This window comes from Alcanivorax sp. MD8A (assembly GCF_002888555.1).
Classification (GTDB): domain Bacteria; phylum Pseudomonadota; class Gammaproteobacteria; order Pseudomonadales; family Alcanivoracaceae; genus Alcanivorax.
The window spans coordinates 40,095-58,770 of record NZ_AQOQ01000003.1 but is presented as its reverse complement, the minus strand read 5'-3'; the positions used below and the strand labels follow the sequence as shown (position 1 = coordinate 58,770).

The window sequence follows — 18,676 nt, the reverse complement described above, 5'->3', positions numbered from 1 at the left end:
CGCGGCGCGTGCGTTTGCGGAATGGCTCCGGATGCTTCCCCGCGTTGTAGCTTGTAGCTTGCCGGTGTTACTTCGACGAGACCCGCCGGTTACTGTCGAATTTCCAGGTGCGGATGATTTCCAGTACATCCATGTTCTGGCGCATTTCGGCGCTGAACGGATCGAAGGGGGCGGCCAGGCGTACACTCTGCACGGCAGCCTGGTCCAGGAACTTGTGGCCGGATGACTGGAGTACGCGGGTTTCCTTGATGCTGCCGTCCTTGTTCAGTGCCACCAGCAGGCGCACGGCGCCAAAGGTGTTGCTGTTGAGGGCCTGGGGCGGGAAGTGGCGGGTGCCCATGGCTTCCACTTCGCGGCGGAAGGTATCGATGTACTGGGCTTCATAGTGCGCTTTGGCGGAGACCGAGGTCAGGCGGCGGATGCGCGGGCGCTTGGCGTAGGCTTGCTTCTGCTCGGCCAGGCGGGCTTGCAGGCTGGCGATCTCCCGGCTCAGGTCCGCCAGGTTTTCCTGTTCGGCCACTTTCAGCGGCTTTTTCTCCGCCTTGTCTTTCTGCTCGGTGTTGATCTTGTAGTCGCTGTCGCGCTGGGTGGTGATGACCAGCAGTTGCGACTGACGCTGGTACTGCTCGGTGGTGGTCTGCTCCTTGAGCTGCACGTTTTCGAGCTTGTTATCAGCAAAGTCGGCCTGTTCGGTGGTGGTCAGTTCCTGCTTGTCGGCCTGGTCACCGGAGCCTTCCTGGTTGCTCTGGGCGATAAAGTCCGCTTCGTCCGGGGCGTTGTCGCTCTGGAACTGGGCGAGGGTGACTTCCAGTGTATGGGGCGCGGCGCGCTGTTTTTCCGGGGCGAAATTGACCCCGAAAACAAGGATGCCGTGGAAGGCCAGCGCCAGAAATACCGTAAAGGTGAGGCGGTCGTTGGCGCTGACGGGGGAATTGGCTGCCATGAGTTTGTCTTATCGCTACTGCTTTTTAATTATTGATCATGCGAGCGGCTATTCTGGGTGTCGCGGGAGTCTGTCTGCAAGCGATGATGCGTTGAACTTAGACGCAGGTCGAACGATTGCAGGAAGGGCGCCGTCAGGCGCCTTCACGTAACTCCAGCAGGGTGTCAAACAGCTGCCCGGCAATATTGATATCAAAAATGGCATCCAGCTCGCGGATGCAGGTGGGGCTGGTGACGTTGATTTCGGTCAGATAGTCGCCGATAACGTCCAGCCCGACAAAATACAGGCCCTTGCGTTTCAGGGTTGGGCCCACCTGTTCGCAGATCCAGCGGTCGCGGTCGGTGAGCTCGCGGCCCTGGCCGGTACCGCCAGCGGCCAGGTTGCCTCGCAGCTCGCCTTCCTTGGGAATGCGTGCCAGCGCATAGGGCACCGGTTCGCCGTTGATCATCAGGATGCGCTTGTCGCCATCCTTGATTTCCGGCACGAAACGCTGGGCCATGATCGGGGTCTTGCCGTGCTGGGTCAGTACCTCGATCACGACTGAGATGTTGGGGCTGTCCTTGCGGACCCGGAAAATATTGCTGCCGCCCATGCCATCCAGCGGCTTCATCACAGTGTCACCGAATTCCCGTACAAAATCGCGCAGCAGGCCGGCCTGGCTGCTGACCAGGGTGGGGGCGCAGCACTGCGGGAAGTCGGTGGCGAACAGCTTTTCGTTGCTGTCGCGCACGCTGCCGGGGCGGTTGACGACCAGTACGCCCTCGCGCTCCGCCTTCTCCAGCAGATAGGTGGCGTAGATGTATTCCGTGTTGAACGGCGGGTCCTGGCGCATCAGGATAATGTCCAGATCCGCCAGATCGTGATTCACGGCATCGGCCATACGGTACCAATCGTCGTTATTGTCAGTGACGGTCAGTGTCCGGGTGGCGGCAAAGGTGCGACCATCGCGCACATACAGATCGCCTGGCTCCATGTAGTGCAGGGACCAGCCGCGGCGCTGGGCCTCCAGCATCATGGCGAAGGTGCTGTCTTTCCAGGGTTTGATCTTGGCGATGGGGTCCATCACCACGCCAATGCGCAGGCTCATGGGGTCTCCACTGGGACGGGTACGGGGCTGGCCAATCTTAGCAGCGCTGAAGGGTGTTCGCTATGCAGTCAACTGCGGCCTGCTTTCTCAAGTTTCACAGGGTCTTATAGATTGATTGTAGAATCTGTGTTAAAAACTTCGCTTGGGTTGATAATGCCATAGGCCCCGCCCATCGAATTACTAAAAAGGCCAAAAATTACAATAAGTTGCGGCCAATTACGGTTCACGGTTAAAGGCAGTTTCCATGACTGACAATTTCCAAGACCTCAAGGTAATGGTGATCGACGATTCCAAAACCATTCGTCGTACCGCCGAAACCTTGTTGAAAAAAGCAGGTTGTGAAGTGATCACCGCCACCGATGGCTTCGATGCCTTGGCCAAAATCGCCGACAGCAAACCCAATATCATTTTCGTGGATATCATGATGCCGCGGCTGGATGGTTATCAGACCTGCGCGCTGATCAAGAACAACAGTGCCTTCAAGTCCACCCCGGTGATCATGCTGTCCTCCAAGGACGGCCTGTTCGACAAGGCTAAGGGCCGCATCGTGGGTTCCGACGAATACCTGACCAAGCCGTTCTCCAAGGACGAGCTGCTTGGGGCGATTCGTCAGCATATGTCAGGTTAAGCGGCGTAGCCGCGTAACCGGAAGAGGAAAAGATGGCACGTATTCTGATTGTGGATGACTCTCCCACCGAGACCTACAAGTTGCGGGAGATTCTGGAAAAGCACGGCCACGAGGTTCTCGAGGCCGCCAACGGGGCAGACGGCGTGGCCATGGCCCGCTCCGAGTTGCCAGAGCTGGTTTTGATGGATGTGGTCATGCCGGGCCTGAATGGCTTCCAGGCCACCCGCCAGCTCACCAAAGGTGCCGATACCGCTCACATTCCCATCGTCATCGTGACCACCAAGGACCAGGAAACCGACCGTGTCTGGGGTAAACGCCAGGGCGCCCGGGATTACCTGACCAAGCCGGTGGATGAAGATGTGCTCCTGCAAACCGTCGACCGCATGCTGGCCGACAGCTGAACCAGGAGCTTTCCATGAGTGCAACCGCGTCAGCCCCCTATATCAAGCTTGCCGAATACCATCAGCGTTGCCGTGAGCAGGCCCGTGACCTGCCCATGCAGCAGGATGCGGTGAGTTACTGGAGCGGCGTGGGTTTTGTGCTCGATGGCAAGAAATATGTGGCACCGCTGGATGAGGTTTCCGAAATCCTGACGGTGCCTTCTTATACCCGGATACCGGGCGCACAAAGTTGGATGAAGGGGATCGCCAACGTGCGGGGTCGCCTGATGACCGTGATGGATCTCAGCGGTTTTCTGGAAAAAAGTTCACCGATTCAGGAGCGGCGGCGAAGACTGCTGGTGCTGGATCAGGATGACCTCTACACCGGGATGACGGTGGATGAGGTGCTGGGGATGCAACATTTCCCCATTGATGAATTTGTGGAATCACTGCCGGTCAGCGACCCCTCCGTCACAGGGTATGTGCGCGGGGCCTATCGGCGGGAAGGGGAGTACTGGTCCGTGTTTAGCCTTAGCCGGCTGGCAGAGGACCCGCGCTTCATGCAGGTAGCCCGCACCGGCTAACTGCAGCGCGTACTTTGGGGTACATAAGAAGAGTGAACGCCAGGCCAGGAGCCAGACTATGAAGTTCAATCCGGGAGCATTTTTCGACAAACTGCGGGGGGGTGCGAGCGGCGGTAATTCGCTGAACATTGCACTGTATATCGGCCTTGCCATCTTTATTGTATTGGCACTGGTCAACTTCCTGCTTTCTGCCACCACGGCGAACCGGGCCCAGGAAAACATCACCCGGGCCTCCGAGATGCGGGTAATTTCCCAGCAGCTCGCCAAGAATGCCCTGGAAGCGGCTGCCGGTAACGCCGACGCCTTCGAGCTTCTCGACAAATCCCGGAAAGGGTTCCAGGACGCCTGGGATGCGGTAAAAGACGAGCCCATGGCCGACCCGCAGGTGAAGCAGCGTCTGGAGACACTCTGGAACGAAGTAAACAACAACGCCTCCACCATCCTGAAAGGGGAAGACCCGGTTCTGGATCTGCACGAAGTGGCAGACACCCTGGCCCAGACCATTCCTTCCCTGCAGGCGGAATACGAAGGCGTTGTGGAGATTCTGGTAACCACGGATTCCGATCCGGAACAGATCGCCTTTGCGCAGCGCCAATCCTGGCTGGCCGAGCGTATCGTGCGTTCCATCTCCAAGGTGCTGGAGGGTGGCGACGGTGCGGTGATCGCAGCGGATTCCTTTGGGCGTGATGCCAGCCTGTTCGGTCGTGTCATGAATGGCATGATCGAAGGTGACAGCGCCATGGGTATTGATCAGGTCAACGACCCGGACGCGCTGGATTATCTGGCCGAGGTGGCCGATCTGTTTGACGAATTCGTTACCCAGTCCGTGGACGAGATCCTGGAAACGGCCCCGGAGCTGTTCCAGGTGCGTAACGCGGCGGACACCATCTTCCGTCGCTCACAGGATCTGCTCCAGGAAGCGACCAACCTGAACAACCAGTTCGAGGACTCCACCGGTTCCTTCTTCCCGTCGGTGACCCTGGGCGGCATGTCTGCCGCCATCGCGGTGTTGCTGTTCTTCCTGATCATGGCTCAGCGGAACCGTCAGGAAGCGAAAAAGAAAGAAGAACTGGAAAGCGAAAACCAGCGTAACCAGGCGGCGATTCTGCGTCTGCTGGATGAGCTGGGCGACCTTGCTGACGGTGACCTGACCGTACAGGCGACGGTAACCGAGGACTTCACCGGGGCCATCGCGGACTCCATCAACTACTCCATTGACCAGCTGCGCAGCCTGGTACAGACCATTAACAACACGGCGGTACAGGTAGCATCGGCGGCCCAGGAAACCCAGTCTACGGCCATGCACCTGGCCGAGGCGTCCGAGCACCAGGCGCAGGAAATCGCCGGGGCATCGGCGGCGGTGAACGAGATGGCGGTGTCCATTGACCAGGTATCGGCCAACGCCGCGGAATCTGCCGCGGTAGCGGAACGGGCGGTAGCCATCGCCAACAAGGGTGCCGAAGTGGTACAGGCAACCATTCACGGTATGGACACGATCCGCGAGCAGATTCAGGAAACTTCCAAGCGGATCAAGCGTCTGGGTGAGTCCTCCCAGGAGATTGGTGACATCGTATCGTTGATTAACGATATTGCGGACCAAACCAACATCCTCGCACTGAATGCTGCCATTCAGGCGTCCATGGCCGGTGAAGCCGGCCGGGGCTTCGCGGTGGTAGCGGATGAGGTACAGCGCCTTGCGGAACGTTCTGCGGCGGCCACCAAGCAGATTGAGACCCTGGTAAAAACCATTCAGACCGATACCAACGAAGCGGTTATCTCCATGGAGGCCACCACGGCCGAAGTAGTGAAAGGGGCTCGCCTGGCGCAGGATGCGGGTGTGGCACTGGAAGAGATTGAAAACGTATCCAAGACCCTGGCTGACCTGATCCAGAACATTTCCAACGCGGCGCGCCAGCAGGCGGCGTCAGCAGGTCACATTTCCAACACCATGAACGTGATCCAGGAAATTACCTCTCAGACCTCGGCGGGTACCACTGCCACCGCACGGTCCATTGGTAACCTGGCCGAGATGGCTCAGGAAATGCGTAACTCCGTTGCCGGCTTCCGCCTGCCGGAGCACTCCTGATCCGGTTGATGCCGGGTAACGGAGTCTTGCGATGGGTGCGGCCATGACAGATCGCTGGTCGATCAAGAACACGCCAGCCATGGATATGGAGCAATTCCAGCTATGGCAGGCGTTGCTGGAAGATCGTACCGGCATGACGCTGTCCAATGAGCGCAAGACCTTCCTTGAAACCAGCTTGAGCATTCGCATGCGCGAGCTGGGCATCGAGGACTACGATACCTTTTATGAACACCTGATGGTGGGCACCACCGAATCACGGGCCATGGAATGGTCGGTGCTGGTGGACCGGCTTACCGTGCAGGAAACCAGTTTTTTCCGTCACCCCGGCTCGTTTGCCCTGGTGGAGGAATTCGTACAGCGCTTCATGGCTGAGCAGCCTGACGCTGCCAATCTGGACGTGTGGAGCGTGGGGTGCTCCACCGGTGAGGAAGCCTACTCCCTTGCCATGCTGATCAACGAACAGTTTTCCGGTAACGACCGCAAGCTGTTCTATGGCATCACGGCAACGGACATCAGCCTCCCCACCCTGTCGAAAGCCCGCCGAGGCGAGTATCCGGCGAGACGCATCCTGCAGGTGGATCCGAGCCTGCGGGAAAAATATTTTCTGCCGTCCGAGAACGGCCAGACAGTCAGCGTCGCGCCACAGCTCAAGGAGCGCATCTGCTTCGCCCGGCTCAATGTGCTGGATCTGGGCAATGCGCCCATGAACAACATGGACCTGATTTTTTGCCAGAACATGTTGATCTATTTCCGGCGCTGGCGGAAACGACAGATCGTCAACCGGCTGGCCGAGCGGCTGGCCCCCGGGGGGATGCTGGTACTGGGCCCCGGGGAAGTAACAGACTGGCAGCATCCGGATCTGGAACGGGTGCACTTTGCCGATACGCTGGCCTTTCGGCGCTGTAGATAACAAAAAGCCTGCCTCAAGGAAGGCAGGTTGATGTATGACAGGAGACGTCATGAGTGACCGTCACGACTATCTGGCTCTGGACTGGGTTCGCGGGGAAATCCAGGAAACCCTGAACCAGGCGCAGCAGGCTCTGGAAGCGTTCGTGGAAAACCCGGACGACGCCACCCGTATGCGTTTTTGCCAGGCCCACCTGCATCAGGTGTTCGGCACCCTGCAGATGGTAGAGTTCTACGGCGCTGCCCTGCTGGCCGAAGAAATGGAAAAGCTGGCCCAGGCGTTGCTGGAAGGTCGCGTTGGCAATGTGGCCGACGGGCAGGAAACCCTGATGCGGGCGATCCTGCAGCTGCCTCCTTATCTGGATCGGGTGGCCAGCAATCGTCGTGATCTCCCGGTGGTCCTGCTGCCGTTGCTGAATGATCTGCGCGCGGCCCGTGGCGAGTCCCTGCTTTCTGAAACCGCACTGTTCAAGCCCGACTTGAGTGAGGCCGCCGGCCGGGGTCAGGTACCCCAGGCGTTGCTGGACGATCCGCGTTTTGTGGCACTGGCGAAAAAGATTCGTCAGATGTTCCAGATCGCACTGCTTGGGGTGCTGCGTAACGATCGCATGGGTGAAAATCTCGGTTACATGGCCAAGGTTTTCACCAAGCTTGAGCAAGTGACGGGGGATGCGCCACGCGCGCCCTTGTGGTCTATCAGCCACGCACTGGTGGATGGTCTGTCCGAAGACGCCATCGTGCTGGGTACCTCCGTCAAGATGATGCTCGGCCAGATCGACCGCACGATGCGTGCGCTGGTGACTGAGGGGGCGGCAAGCCTTAACCAGCCCGCGCCCACCGACCTGCTCAAGAACCTGCTTTACTACGTGGCCAAGGCCGAATCTGCCAGTGCCCGTATCCGCGATATCAAGGCTCGCTATCGCCTTGACGATGCCCTGCCCTCCGATGATCTGGTGAATGCCGAACGGGCACGGATGACCGGCCCGGATGCGGAGGCCATGAGCTCTGTGGTGCAGGCCCTTTCCGAAGAGCTCACCACCGTCAAGGATGCCCTGGAATCGTTTGTCCATAACGGCAATACCGATGCATCCACCCTGCAACCGCAGACGGTCACCCTGAAACAGGTGGCCGATACCGTGGCCGTGCTGGGGCTGGGCCAGCCACGCGCGCTGGTAGAAGAACAGCTGCGTGCCATGGAAGACATCGTGGCAGGCAAGCACCCCGCCGAGCGAGAAGCCTTGATGGATATTGCCGGGGCGCTGCTCTATGTAGAAGCAACGCTGGCGGGCATCAGCGGCGGGGACCGCCGTGGACAGGCCGGTGGCGAGCTGGGTGATATACCAGGCCACGTGGGCCAGGCCATGGATGCGGTGCTGCGGGAATGCCGTGCAGGCCTGGAAGAAGCCAAAGACGGTATTGTCGAATTCATTGCCTCGCAATGGAGCACCGAACATCTGGCGCCGGTGCCGGACCGTCTGAATGCGGTGCGCGGTGGTCTGGAAGTCATTCAGCTGGCACGACCAGGCGCCATTCTGCGCCAGTGTGTGCGTTTTATCGAAGAGCAACTGCTGGCCAGTGACAAGCCGAAACCGGATTGGCGCAGCATGGATACCCTGGCCGATGCGATTACCTCGGTGGAATATTATCTGGAGCGTCTCAGCGACGACCCGGAAACCACCGATGACATTCTGCATCTGGCCCGTGCCAGTGTGGATGCGTTGGGTTATCCGCTCGCGGACGATACCGAATTTGATAGCAGTGCCGTCGATGTAGAGCGCATCGAGCTGGACGCCGCTGCCGTCACCGAGTTGGAAGAAGCGCCTGCTAGCGATGAGGTTGCCCCCGAGACGGTGGAGCAGGATGTCGAACCGCTGGCGTTTGACGATGACGAGGCTGTCGTCAGCGAAGAGCAGGACGACACTATCGAGCTGACGCTGCCGCAGAGTCCGGCGCAAAGCGATGTGATCGAAGCCGAAGCGGTGGATGTCGATGACACCCCGGAGCTGGCTGAACCGGTTGAAACCCTCGACGTGGTCGCGGCAGAGGAATCTGCCAGCAGCGATGCCGGGGACGACAGCGATGACCTGATCGACGATGAGATCATCGAAATCTTCCAGGAAGAAGCCAGCGAAGTGCTGGAAGCCCTGGACGAATTTTTCCCCCGCTGGGTCGCCAACACCAGTGACGAAGAGTCACTGGTGGAGTTCCGCCGAGCTTTCCACACCCTGAAGGGCTCTGGTCGTATGGTGGGTGCCACCACCGTTGGCGAGTTGGCCTGGTCAGTGGAAAACATGATGAACCGGGTGATCGACAAGACCATCGAGCCGACCCCGACCCTGATCGAGCTGGTTCAGCAGGTGCGTGATCGTGTTCCGGCGCTGGTTGATGCCTTTACCCGGCGCCAGCCCGATCCCTATGACGTTCAGCCGCTGGCGGATGCTGCCGACACGCTGGCGGCAGGGGGGCAAATTGATGCGGTCCCGCAGGTCGGGGCCACTGCCACTGCCACTGCCACTGCCGGTGACAGCGATGCGACAGCGGAAAGTGCTGAGTCCGACGATGCCCGGGGCGATGAGTCCACGGATGACATCACGCTGACCCTGACGGAGGTGGCTCCGACTCAGGACAGTCTGCAAGGCAGCGACGAGCCGCAGACGGAAGACGGGCCGGAAACGGGTCTGTCGTTGTCTGACGATGACGTCAGCGCCTTTCAAGATGCCGTTAGTGATGCGCCAAAGCAGGATCCCTGGAATCTGGAGTCCAGCAATGAGGGGACGCTGGATGACGCCATTGATATCGATCTCGGTGGTGACGACGAAGAGGAAGACGCAACCCAATTCGATGACACCATCGAGCTGACCCTGCCGGAGCAGGAGCCCGATTACGGCGAGGCAGATACCCTGGCCGATATCCCCGACATGGCGACCTTGGACGAGGGTGATGCCTCCGATGCGGCCAGTGGCAAGGATCCGGTGTTGCTGGAGATCTTTGCCAGTGAAGCCCGTCGTAACCTGGCACTGGTCACGCGCTGGTTGTTTAGCCTGGATAATGACCTCTCCGAACACACCGTCGATGACGAGGTTCACCGGGCTCTGCACACCCTCAAGGGCAGTGCTCGTATGGCCGAGATCGAGGCCGTGGCAGAAGTGGCGGAGCCAGCGGAAAAGCTGGTGCGTGATCTGATCAGCAATAACCGCAGAGCCAGCAATGAACAGGTTGGCCTGATCCGTCAGGTCGGTGAGCTGATTGCCGATAATCTGGATCAGGGGCTTCATCAGGAGCACCTGCCCGGCGCAGATGCGTTGATCGCGGCCCTACAGCAGCAGGACAGCAGCACCGGTGCCAGCCTTAATCAGGCCGATCCGCACATTCTGGCGGTCTTCCTGTCCGAAGGCATGGACCTGATTGTGGATGCGGAGCAGCTGCTGGCGCAGTGGGGGCAGCACCCTCAGCAGACAGAAGAACTGGTCCGTCTGCGTGATGAGCTGAACCTGTTGGCCAACAGTGCCAGCACCGCCGGGCTCGGTGAGATCCAGGAGCTGGCCGCTGCGTTGGCAGATTGCTACAGCGCAGTAGAAAGTGGTCGGCTGGCCTTCAGCGAACAACTGCTTGAGCAAACCGCCGAGGGCCAGGATGCCCTGATGAACATGATGGACTGCCTGGCCGCCGGACAGACTGTGCGGGCAGAGCTGGGGCTGGTCGATACCCTGCGTGAACTGGTGGCCAGTGGCCCCGGCCCGGAGGATGACGGCCCCGGCGGCGCGCCGCTGAACGACGCCGCCGCCATGGATGTGGGTAGCGAGGGCGTCCCTGACACCCTGCCGGACGCGCCAGACAGCACCAGCAGCCAGTATCAGGCCCATCTTGACCCGGAGCTGGTCGAACTGTTCCTGGAAGAAGCGGAAGAAATTCTTGAGTCCGCCAGCAACATTCTCGACCAGTGGGAAAACGGCGATAGCAGCAACGTCGGCGCCCTGCAGCGCGACCTGCATACCCTGAAAGGCGGTGCCCGCATGGCCGGTATCGCGCCGGTTGGGGACTTGTCCCACGAGCTGGAAAATCTTTACGAGGGCTATAACGCCGGTCAGGTGGTTGTAGCGCCGTCCCTGTTCGCACTGTTGCACCGCTGCCACGACCGACTGGCAGACATGATCGATAGCCTCAAGGGCGGGGGTGCGCCTGGGGGCTCCCCGGAGCTGGAAGCCGACATTCGTGCTTTTATGTCCGGTGAGCCGGCTGAGTCTGCCGACACCACGAGTGTGGCAGACACCTCCCCCCTGGAAAGTGCCCCTGAATTTACTGAGGTGACACCTGCGCCAGCTCCGGCTGCCGAGCCCGCTGCGGTTGAGGATGCGCACTCCGGCGAGGCGCTGCCCCAACCGGAGCGAGACCCGGAGCTGGTAGAAATCTTCCTGGAAGAAGCCGACGAGATTCTCGAGTCTGCCGGTAACAGCCTGGACACCTGGGTAGAGCAGCAGGATAACCTGATCGAGTTGCAGTCTCTGCAGCGTGACCTGCACACCCTCAAGGGCGGCGCCCGTATGGCCGAGGTGCCGGAACTGGGTGACTTGGGGCATGAGCTGGAGACCCTGTATGAAGGGTTGGCGCAGAGCCAACTGTCGGTGGAGCCATCACTGATCGACTTGCTGCATCGCTGCCACGATCGGCTGGCTGAAATGGTCGAAGCGCTCAAGGCCAATCGTCCGTTGCCTTCCGGCGATGTGCTGATGGTCGCGATCCATGATTACGTGGCCGATCCTGCCGGCTTTGTCCTGCCGGCCATGGATACCGCACCCGCCCAGGTGCCTGCAGCGCAACCCGCGATCGAAGACACCACCGCCGTAGATAAGCCGGTTGTACAGCCGGAGCAAGCCGCTGCCCCGCAGCCTGTGGTGCTTGGCGAAAACTGGCAGCCGGATACCGACCCGGAAATTCTCGCGATTTTCCTGGAAGAGTCGGAAGAGCTGTCGGAAATCATTGATGGCTGCCTGAGCAGCTGGAAAGATCACCCGGAAAGTCATGACTTTGTGGATGATCTCAAGCGCGCCCTGCATACCCTCAAGGGCGGTGCGCGTCTGGCCGGCCTGAAAGAGCTGGGTGATATCAGCCACGATTTCGAAACCTATCTGCTGGATCTGGACAAGCGTACCGGTGCGCCCAGCCAGGACGACTTCAAACCCATGCTGGCCTGGCATGACCAGATCAGTCGCGGTATGGAAAGTGTGGCCCGTAGCGCCAACCTGCCAGAGGTCACGGCGGAGCCTGAAGCGGCCCCCGCCACAGAAGTGATCCCCGCTGCCAGCCCGCAGCCACAACAACCGAAACCGGATGATCGCCGCCAGCGCCAGACGCAGGCTCAGCCACAGGAAATGGTTCGGGTGGGCGCGGATGTGCTGGAAGCGCTGGTTAACCTGGCCGGTGAGACTTCCATTAACCGTGGTCGGGTGGAACAGGGGATTTCCGAATTCACCTTCAACCTGGAAGAGATGGGCAATACCGTTAACCGTCTCTACGAGCAGCTGCGCCGCCTGGATTCAGAAACCGAAGCGCAGATCATGTCCAACTATCAGAAGGGCGTGGATCGCGGTGAATTCGATGAGGACTTCGATCCTCTGGAAATGGACCAGTACTCCGAGCTGCATCAGATTACCAAGCAGTTGTCGGAATCCGCCTCTGACTTGCTGGATTTGCGTAATACCCTGATCGACCGCACCAAAGACACCGAAACCCTGCTGTTGCAGCAATCACGTATCAACACCGAGCTGCAGGAAAAACTCATGCGCACGCGCATGGTACCGTTCACCCGACTGGTACCGCGTCTGCGCCGTATCGTGCGCCAGATTTCCGGTGAAGTGGGCAAGCGTGTGGACTTCGATGTGCTTAACCCGGAAGGCGAACTGGACCGCTCGCTGATGGAGCGTGTGGTCGCGCCGCTGGAGCACATGCTGCGTAACGCGGTGGACCACGGTATCGAAACCGCCGAGGGACGTCAGTCTGCCGGCAAGGATGATACCGGTCGCATCAATCTGGAACTGGGCCGAGAAGGGGGCGAGGTGGTGATCACCCTGTCCGATGACGGCAAGGGGATTGATACCGAAGCGGTACTGAATAAAGCCATCGAGCGAGGCCTGGTGGCGCCGGATGCGCAGCTCTCGGATCAGGAAATCCAGCAATTTATCTTCCATGCCGGCTTCTCGACGGCGGCCGCCGTGACCCAGATTTCCGGGCGAGGCGTAGGCATGGATGTGGTGGCCAGCGAAATCAAGCAGATGGGTGGCTCGGTCACCATTGATTCGCGCAAGGGGCAAGGCACGCGTTTCATTATTCGCCTGCCCTTCACCCTGGCCATGAACCGCGCCTTGATGGTGAAAGCGGCGGAAGATACCTATGCCATTCCGCTGAATCAGATCGAAGGCATTGTGCGTATCAGCCCCTTCGAACTGCAGCATTATTTTGAAGAAGACAATCCGGTGTACACCTACGTAGGCCAGGATTACGAATTGGTCTACCTGGGCAACTTTGTCCATGGTAACCGCGCCCCGCATCTGGAAAACCAGACCACTCCCATGCCGGTACTGCTGATTCGCAGCACCGAACACACGGTGGCCATTGTGGTAGATGACCTGGTGGGCTCCCGGGAAGTGGTAGTGAAGTCCGTGGGGCCGCAGCTTGCCAGTGTGGCGGGTATCAGTGGTGCCACCATCCTTGGGGATGGCTCCGTGGTGATCATTCTCGATATCCATTCGTTGATCCGTGCAGCGCACGTTCAAGTGCCGACCCTGCCGGTGGTCGAGGTGGAAGAAACCCCGGCGCTACCGGATGTCGAGCCTGCGCCAGCCCGCGAGACGCCAGTGGTGATGGTAACGGACGACTCGGTAACGGTGAGAAAGGTGACCACGCGTCTTCTGGAGCGCAATGGCTACGAAGTGGTTACTGCCAAAGACGGGATGGACGCCATCGCCAAACTGGAAGACGTCAAACCGGATGTCATGCTGCTGGATATCGAAATGCCACGCATGGACGGTTTCGAAGTGGCAACCCATGTGCGGCATGACACCCGCCTGATGGATGTACCGATCATCATGATTACCTCACGGACCGGTGAGAAACACCGCGAGCGGGCGTTTGATATCGGGGTGAATTGCTACATGGGCAAACCCTTCCAGGAAAACGAACTGCTCAACACCATCCGTGAACTGCTGGGTGAGTTGCAGGAAAGTCACAACGAATGACCGCGCCCGGCCGCGTCGGTGTGATTGCCGACGACACACTGCAGGGCCACCTGCTTTCCAGTGCGGTGAAAAGCCAGGGGTATCAGGTGGTGGTCAGCACGGAGCCCGATGCTCTGGAAGACCGTTGGCTTTCGGAAGATGCCCTGGATTTGTGGGTGGTCGACCTGTCCAGCGAGGACCGTTGGCAGGCGTTTCTGGATACCCTGCTTGAGCGGGCGGATGCGCCAATCCTGTTTTGTGACGGTCAGGCCCCGGCCCGTACCGATGCCCGCTACCCGAAATGGGAGCGACGGTTGGTGACCAAGCTGGTCAGCTTTATCGGCAAACCGGCAGTGGAAGAGCGCCTCGATGTCATTCCGGCGAAACCACCGCGTCAGCAAATTCCTGCGCCGCGGGAATTTCAGGCTATCGCTCCTGCGGACCGGCCACAGCGGGTCTGGGTATTGGGTGCCAGTCTCGGTGGCCCTGCCGCAGTAAAGGTGTTTCTTGATTGCCTGCCAGACAATTTGCCGGTGGCGTTTGTGCTGGCCCAACACATTGATGGCAGCTTTCTGGATACGCTGTGCGGTGTGCTGGGCCGCGATAACAAGATTCATTGCAAGGTAGGGCGTGACGGCGAAGCCCTGCGTCATGGTGAGCTGGCCATTGCCCCGGTGGAGTATGCGGTACAGTTTCGCCATGATGGTCGCATCCAGTCTACCCATCAGCCTTGGGAAGGGCCTTATGCGCCCTCCATTGATCAGGTCATCCAGCACGTGGGTGAGGGGTTTGGCCAGGCCAGTGGTGCCATCCTGTTTTCCGGGATGGGCAATGACGGCGCCATCGCGGCACCTAGGCTGTCAGCCATGGGGTGTCCGGTTTGGGCACAGAGTGCCGACACCTGTGCGGTGAGCAGTCAGCCGGATTCGGTGCGTGAAACCGGGTGCGTCAGTTTCAGTGGCTCCCCGGAACAGCTTGCCCTGCAGCTGGTAGAACGGGTAAGAAAAGAACTGAACGTGCAGGCGGGTTAGCGGCCGGCACGAACCATTGAGGAATGCTTATGGCGAGCTTGCCATCCGACATCAACAGTTTGCTGATTCCCATGCAGGGGCGCCCCTGGCTGGTGCCGAACATTGTGGTGGCCGAGGTAATCCCCTTGCGCCAGCCGGACCGGCCCGGACAGGGGCCGGAGTGGCTGCTGGGCTGGCTCAGCTGGCGTGACCAGAACATTCCGCTGGTGTCTTTCGAGAAGCTCAACGAGTCTGGTCAGATCACCATTGGTCAGGATGCCCGGATTGCGGTGCTCAATACCGTGGCCGGCAAGACGCCCTTTTATGCGGTGATCGTGCAGGGGATTCCGCGTCTCCTTAAAGTCGGCAAGGATGATCCGGTCGAAGAGCCGGTGGACACCGGCCCGGCAGAGTCCATGTATATCCAGGTTGGTGGGGATCTGGCCGTGATCCCCGATCTGGATGCCATCGAGGGGGCGGTCGCCGGTCTGTCATGATCGATCGTGACCGGCTGCAGGCAATGGCGGCGCAGCAGCCGCCAGCCAGGGGGCGTTTTCGCAACCTCTACCCTACCCCGCAGCACGGGCTGAAGGATTTCCTGCGCTGGCAATGGGATACCCGTGGTCGCTTCCCCCGTCATCAGGCTTTCCCGCTACAAAAGCCGGACCTGGCGTCGCTGGCCCAGCCAGCCCACACGCCCAGGCTGACCTGGATTGGTCATTCCACTTTTCTGTTTCAGTACAACGGCTGGAATTTGCTCACCGATCCGGTGTTCTCGGAGCGGTGTTCGCCCTTCTCCTTTGCCGGACCGAAACGGGCGGTGCCGCCGGCCCTCACCATTGACGAGTTGCCGCCCATCAATGCGGTGCTGGTCTCCCACAATCACTATGACCATCTGGACAAGGCCTCGGTAACGGCTCTGCAGGCGAAGTATGGCGCGGATATTCAGTGGTTTGTGCCAACCGGCGTGGCCGATTGGCTGCGTAAGCTGGGAGTGGAAAGAATCATTGAGCTGGGCTGGTGGCAGAGCGGTTTTCATGGCCAGGTCGAAGCGTTCTGTCTGCCTGCACAGCATTTCAGTGGCCGGGGGCCCGGTGACAATAATCGTAGCCTGTGGTGCAGCTGGCGTCTGGAATTTCCCGCGTTCTCATTGTATTTTGCCGGCGATACCGGGTATGCGCCGCTGTTTTCACAGATTGGTGAGATTCTGGGGCCGGTAGATCTGGCGTTGCTGCCTATCGGTGCCTATGAGCCACGCTGGTTCATGTCGCCGGTACATATCAATCCGGCAGAGGCGGTGCAGATACACCAGGAGATCCAGGCGCGCCACTCGGTGGCGATGCACTGGGGCACCTTTGTCCTGACAGACGAGGCCATGGATGCGCCTCCCAAGGCACTGGCAGCGGCCCTGCAACAACAACAGATTAACCCTGAGACATTTCGGGTCGCCCAGCACGGCGAGACCCTGACATTTGATGAGCACCATGAGTAAATCCTACAAGGGGCACCGGTTGTGGCTGGTTGTCCGTTTTCTTGCCTGGCTTCCCTTGCCGCTGGTGACTGCCTTTGGCGCATTGGTGGCGAGCCTGATCACACTGGTGCCATTGCGCTATGCCAGTGCCTACCGCGTGGTGTTAATCAATTTGCTGGCCACCCATCCGGACATGAGTCTGGCCGAGGCCCGGCGGATCGGACGCAAGAGCATGGCGGAGCTTGGGCGTACCCTGACCGAGTTCAGTCATGTCTGGCATCGGCCGGTGGCACAAACGCTTGGCCGGGTGACCCGTATCCATGGCGAGCAGGCATTTCTTGAGGCTACGGCCAGTGAGCGCCCGGTGCTGTTACTGTCTTTGCACCAGGGCAGCTGGGAAATCAGCAACCTGTATCTGGGCGACAAGACAGACCCGGAAAAAACCCTGATCATGTACCAGCCGCACCCCGCGACCCTGATGGATGCCATGGTCAAAGCGGCGCGGGAGCGCACCGGCTCGGTCCTGATTCCCACCAACAGCCAGGGGGTGAAGAAGGCGCTGGCGGCAATGAAGGCGGGCGGTACCCTGGGTATTCTGTCTGACCATAATCCCGGTAACCGCAGTAATCCCTGTGTTCCCTTCTTCGGGTATGATGTGCCCACGCCCGCCCTGATCGACAAACTGGTTCAACGATACCGGCCCCATGTGTTCATTGTGTCCTGCCAGCGTGGCGAGGGCGGAGTGAAGGATATCCATATCCATTTCGAGCATTCCCCTGACATCGAGCAGGCCAGTGATTGCACCGCGATTCTCACGGAAATGAATGCGGCATTGCAGCGCTGTATTGATCGTAACGTGGCGCAGTACCAGTGGACCTACAAGCGTTTCAAGTGGAGCCCCCAGGGGCGACGCAACTGGTATCGCGAGTCCATGCCTTTGCTCAGGCAGATCGAGCAGGGGGTGGATCGCAAGACCCTGGGTCTGCATCCGGACGCGGATATGTAATTCGGTCTTATTTTTCTGGAGAATCCCATGACCATCGAAAACGGCAAGGTTGTTACCCTGCACTACCAGCTTTTCAATGCCGAAGATGGCAGCGAGATCGAAAACTCCAACGAAACCGGTGAGCCCATGGCCTACCTGCATGGTTATAACAACATCATTGCCGGGCTGGAGAAGGCACTGGAAGGCAAGGGGGTTGGCGAACAGGTGGACGTCACCGTGGAGGCCAAAGAGGCCTATGGTGAGTACGACAATACCCTGTTCCAGCGAATCTCCCGCAAGTATCTCAAGCATGCGGGCAAGCTGGTCCCCGGCAAGGTGGTCACCGTCAGCACTGAAGAAGGTCCGCGTATGCTGACCGTACTGAAAGTCGGCTTGAAGACCGTGGACGTGGATGCCAACCACCCGCTGGCCGGCAAGGCGCTGCGTTTTGTGGTGGATATCACCGATATCCGTGACGCCAGCGACGAAGAGAAGGCCCACAAGCATGCCCACGGTGTCGGTGGCCATCAGCACTGATTTAGCGACAAGTCTCAAGCTGCAAGCTACAAGGAAAACCCGGCCCAATGCGGCCGGGTTTTTTGTATCCCAAAACGAAGTTGCTGTAGGAGCTCATGCTTGCATGGCGATCCGGGCCTTGGCGAGGTGAGGATTCCAAAGAAGCGAGTCTCGAGTTGCGAAAGGCACAATCGGGCTCAGGGTTTGGGTTTTTAGTGACTCGAAACTCGTCACTCGCACCCTCTCCCGAATCGCGGCCTGCAGCATCACCCGCCCCGCCTTCCTTTCCCGCGTTGAAGCTTGTAGCTTGCCGCTTTCCTCTTCCCCATATCTCTCATGTTGTCGAGTGCTGCATGCCAGCGGATTTGTGCTATCGTACTCAGCCAAAAGCATGAGAAAGAGGGCACGGGAATGCCGGAATACAGTTACTGGATTATTGCCGGTCTGGCACTGATCATCGCCGAGTTCGCCATCTCTGGTCTGGTGGTGATTTTTTTCGGTATCGCCGCCATTGTGGTCGGCAGTCTCAAGTTTATCGGTCTGCTCGACGACACCACCTGGGAACTCACCCTGTTCGCGCTCATCAGCGTGTTGTTGCTGGTCTTTGTTCGCCGCGTGCTTAGCGAAAAGCTGATGGGGAAAGAGCAACGGCACGAAGGTGAGGAAGACAGCGCCGGGCTGATCGGTCAGCGCGCTACGGTGGCAGATCCCTTTACTGATGGAACCGGCACGGTGAATTATCGTGGCGCCCGCTGGCAGGCGCAAAGCAGCCAGCCTCTCAAGCCAGGCCAGATGGTACGGATCGTCAAGCACGACGGCCTGTGGCTCACGGTGGAACCCTGGGACCCCGCCGCCTCTAATTAAATTCA

14 protein-coding genes are annotated in these 18,676 nt (G+C 59.6%); 12 read left to right on the top strand and 2 right to left on the bottom strand.

Translation table 11 applies throughout. The features are described 5' to 3' along the window. Positions 1-67: 67 nt before the first annotated feature. Positions 68-943: an energy transducer TonB gene (locus A15D_RS02340; protein WP_102790611.1), complete on the bottom strand. Its 876-nt coding sequence runs from the start codon at positions 941-943 to the stop codon at positions 68-70. 133 nt (positions 944-1,076) lie between these two features. Then, positions 1,077-2,030, bottom strand: a complete 954-nt coding sequence (gene gshB / locus A15D_RS02335) for a glutathione synthase (RefSeq protein WP_102790610.1) — start codon at positions 2,028-2,030, stop codon at positions 1,077-1,079. Positions 2,031-2,274: 244 nt separating this feature from the next. On the opposite strand from gshB, the gene pilG reads away from it, so the two are divergent. The 12 genes from pilG (at position 2,275) to A15D_RS02275 (ending at position 18,671) form a co-directional block, all read left to right on the top strand. Continuing rightward, a complete protein-coding gene (gene pilG / locus A15D_RS02330) occupies positions 2,275-2,658 on the top strand; it encodes a twitching motility response regulator PilG (protein ID WP_102790609.1) in 384 nt (127 codons plus the stop codon). A gap of 32 nt (positions 2,659-2,690) precedes the next feature. Continuing rightward, positions 2,691-3,059: a twitching motility response regulator PilH gene (gene pilH, locus A15D_RS02325; RefSeq protein ID WP_022986008.1), complete on the top strand. Its 369-nt coding sequence runs from the start codon at positions 2,691-2,693 to the stop codon at positions 3,057-3,059. 14 nt (positions 3,060-3,073) lie between these two features. Further along, positions 3,074-3,622 (top strand): chemotaxis protein CheW, encoded by a 549-nt coding sequence (locus tag A15D_RS02320; RefSeq protein ID WP_102790608.1) that lies wholly within the window; start codon positions 3,074-3,076, stop codon positions 3,620-3,622. A 58-nt stretch (positions 3,623-3,680) separates the two neighbouring features. Next, positions 3,681-5,708 carry a methyl-accepting chemotaxis protein gene (locus A15D_RS02315; protein WP_102790607.1) on the top strand — a complete coding sequence of 676 codons (2,028 nt, stop codon included), beginning with the start codon at positions 3,681-3,683 and terminating at the stop codon, positions 5,706-5,708. A gap of 31 nt (positions 5,709-5,739) precedes the next feature. Next, positions 5,740-6,618, top strand: coding sequence for a protein-glutamate O-methyltransferase CheR (locus A15D_RS02310; RefSeq protein WP_102790606.1), 879 nt, complete (start codon positions 5,740-5,742; stop codon positions 6,616-6,618). A 49-nt stretch (positions 6,619-6,667) separates the two neighbouring features. Continuing rightward, on the top strand, positions 6,668-13,846 hold the full coding sequence (locus tag A15D_RS02305; protein WP_102790605.1) for an Hpt domain-containing protein: 7,179 nt from the start codon (positions 6,668-6,670) through the stop codon (positions 13,844-13,846). Beyond that, a complete protein-coding gene (locus A15D_RS02300) occupies positions 13,843-14,856 on the top strand; it encodes a chemotaxis protein CheB (protein ID WP_102790604.1) in 1,014 nt (337 codons plus the stop codon). The genes A15D_RS02305 and A15D_RS02300 overlap by 4 nt, the downstream gene beginning before the upstream one ends. Before the next feature lie 29 nt (positions 14,857-14,885). Continuing rightward, positions 14,886-15,332 (top strand): chemotaxis protein CheW, encoded by a 447-nt coding sequence (locus tag A15D_RS02295; protein ID WP_102790603.1) that lies wholly within the window; start codon positions 14,886-14,888, stop codon positions 15,330-15,332. Next, positions 15,329-16,327 carry an MBL fold metallo-hydrolase gene (locus A15D_RS02290; protein ID WP_102790602.1) on the top strand — a complete coding sequence of 333 codons (999 nt, stop codon included), beginning with the start codon at positions 15,329-15,331 and terminating at the stop codon, positions 16,325-16,327. The genes A15D_RS02295 and A15D_RS02290 overlap by 4 nt, the downstream gene beginning before the upstream one ends. Next, positions 16,320-17,312: a lysophospholipid acyltransferase family protein gene (locus A15D_RS02285; RefSeq protein WP_102790601.1), complete on the top strand. Its 993-nt coding sequence runs from the start codon at positions 16,320-16,322 to the stop codon at positions 17,310-17,312. The genes A15D_RS02290 and A15D_RS02285 overlap by 8 nt, the downstream gene beginning before the upstream one ends. A gap of 27 nt (positions 17,313-17,339) precedes the next feature. After that, on the top strand, positions 17,340-17,828 hold the full coding sequence (locus A15D_RS02280) for a peptidylprolyl isomerase (RefSeq protein ID WP_102790600.1): 489 nt from the start codon (positions 17,340-17,342) through the stop codon (positions 17,826-17,828). Positions 17,829-18,218: 390 nt separating this feature from the next. Beyond that, positions 18,219-18,671, top strand: coding sequence for an NfeD family protein (locus A15D_RS02275; protein ID WP_102790599.1), 453 nt, complete (start codon positions 18,219-18,221; stop codon positions 18,669-18,671). Positions 18,672-18,676 lie beyond the last annotated feature (5 nt).

Bases quoted from the DNA above. Each gene is read 5' to 3' on its own strand.
- A15D_RS02340 (WP_102790611.1), bottom strand. From the start codon at position 943: ATGGCAGCCAATTCCCCCGTCAGCGCCAACGACCGCCTCACCTTTACG.
- gshB (WP_102790610.1), bottom strand. From the start codon at position 2,030: ATGAGCCTGCGCATTGGCGTGGTGATGGACCCCATCGCCAAGATCAAA.
- pilG (WP_102790609.1), top strand. From the start codon at position 2,275: ATGACTGACAATTTCCAAGACCTCAAGGTAATGGTGATCGACGATTCC.
- pilH (WP_022986008.1), top strand. From the start codon at position 2,691: ATGGCACGTATTCTGATTGTGGATGACTCTCCCACCGAGACCTACAAG.
- A15D_RS02320 (WP_102790608.1), top strand. From the start codon at position 3,074: ATGAGTGCAACCGCGTCAGCCCCCTATATCAAGCTTGCCGAATACCAT.
- A15D_RS02315 (WP_102790607.1), top strand. From the start codon at position 3,681: ATGAAGTTCAATCCGGGAGCATTTTTCGACAAACTGCGGGGGGGTGCG.
- A15D_RS02310 (WP_102790606.1), top strand. From the start codon at position 5,740: ATGGGTGCGGCCATGACAGATCGCTGGTCGATCAAGAACACGCCAGCC.
- A15D_RS02305 (WP_102790605.1), top strand. From the start codon at position 6,668: ATGAGTGACCGTCACGACTATCTGGCTCTGGACTGGGTTCGCGGGGAA.
- A15D_RS02300 (WP_102790604.1), top strand. From the start codon at position 13,843: ATGACCGCGCCCGGCCGCGTCGGTGTGATTGCCGACGACACACTGCAG.
- A15D_RS02295 (WP_102790603.1), top strand. From the start codon at position 14,886: ATGGCGAGCTTGCCATCCGACATCAACAGTTTGCTGATTCCCATGCAG.
- A15D_RS02290 (WP_102790602.1), top strand. From the start codon at position 15,329: ATGATCGATCGTGACCGGCTGCAGGCAATGGCGGCGCAGCAGCCGCCA.
- A15D_RS02285 (WP_102790601.1), top strand. From the start codon at position 16,320: ATGAGTAAATCCTACAAGGGGCACCGGTTGTGGCTGGTTGTCCGTTTT.
- A15D_RS02280 (WP_102790600.1), top strand. From the start codon at position 17,340: ATGACCATCGAAAACGGCAAGGTTGTTACCCTGCACTACCAGCTTTTC.
- A15D_RS02275 (WP_102790599.1), top strand. From the start codon at position 18,219: ATGCCGGAATACAGTTACTGGATTATTGCCGGTCTGGCACTGATCATC.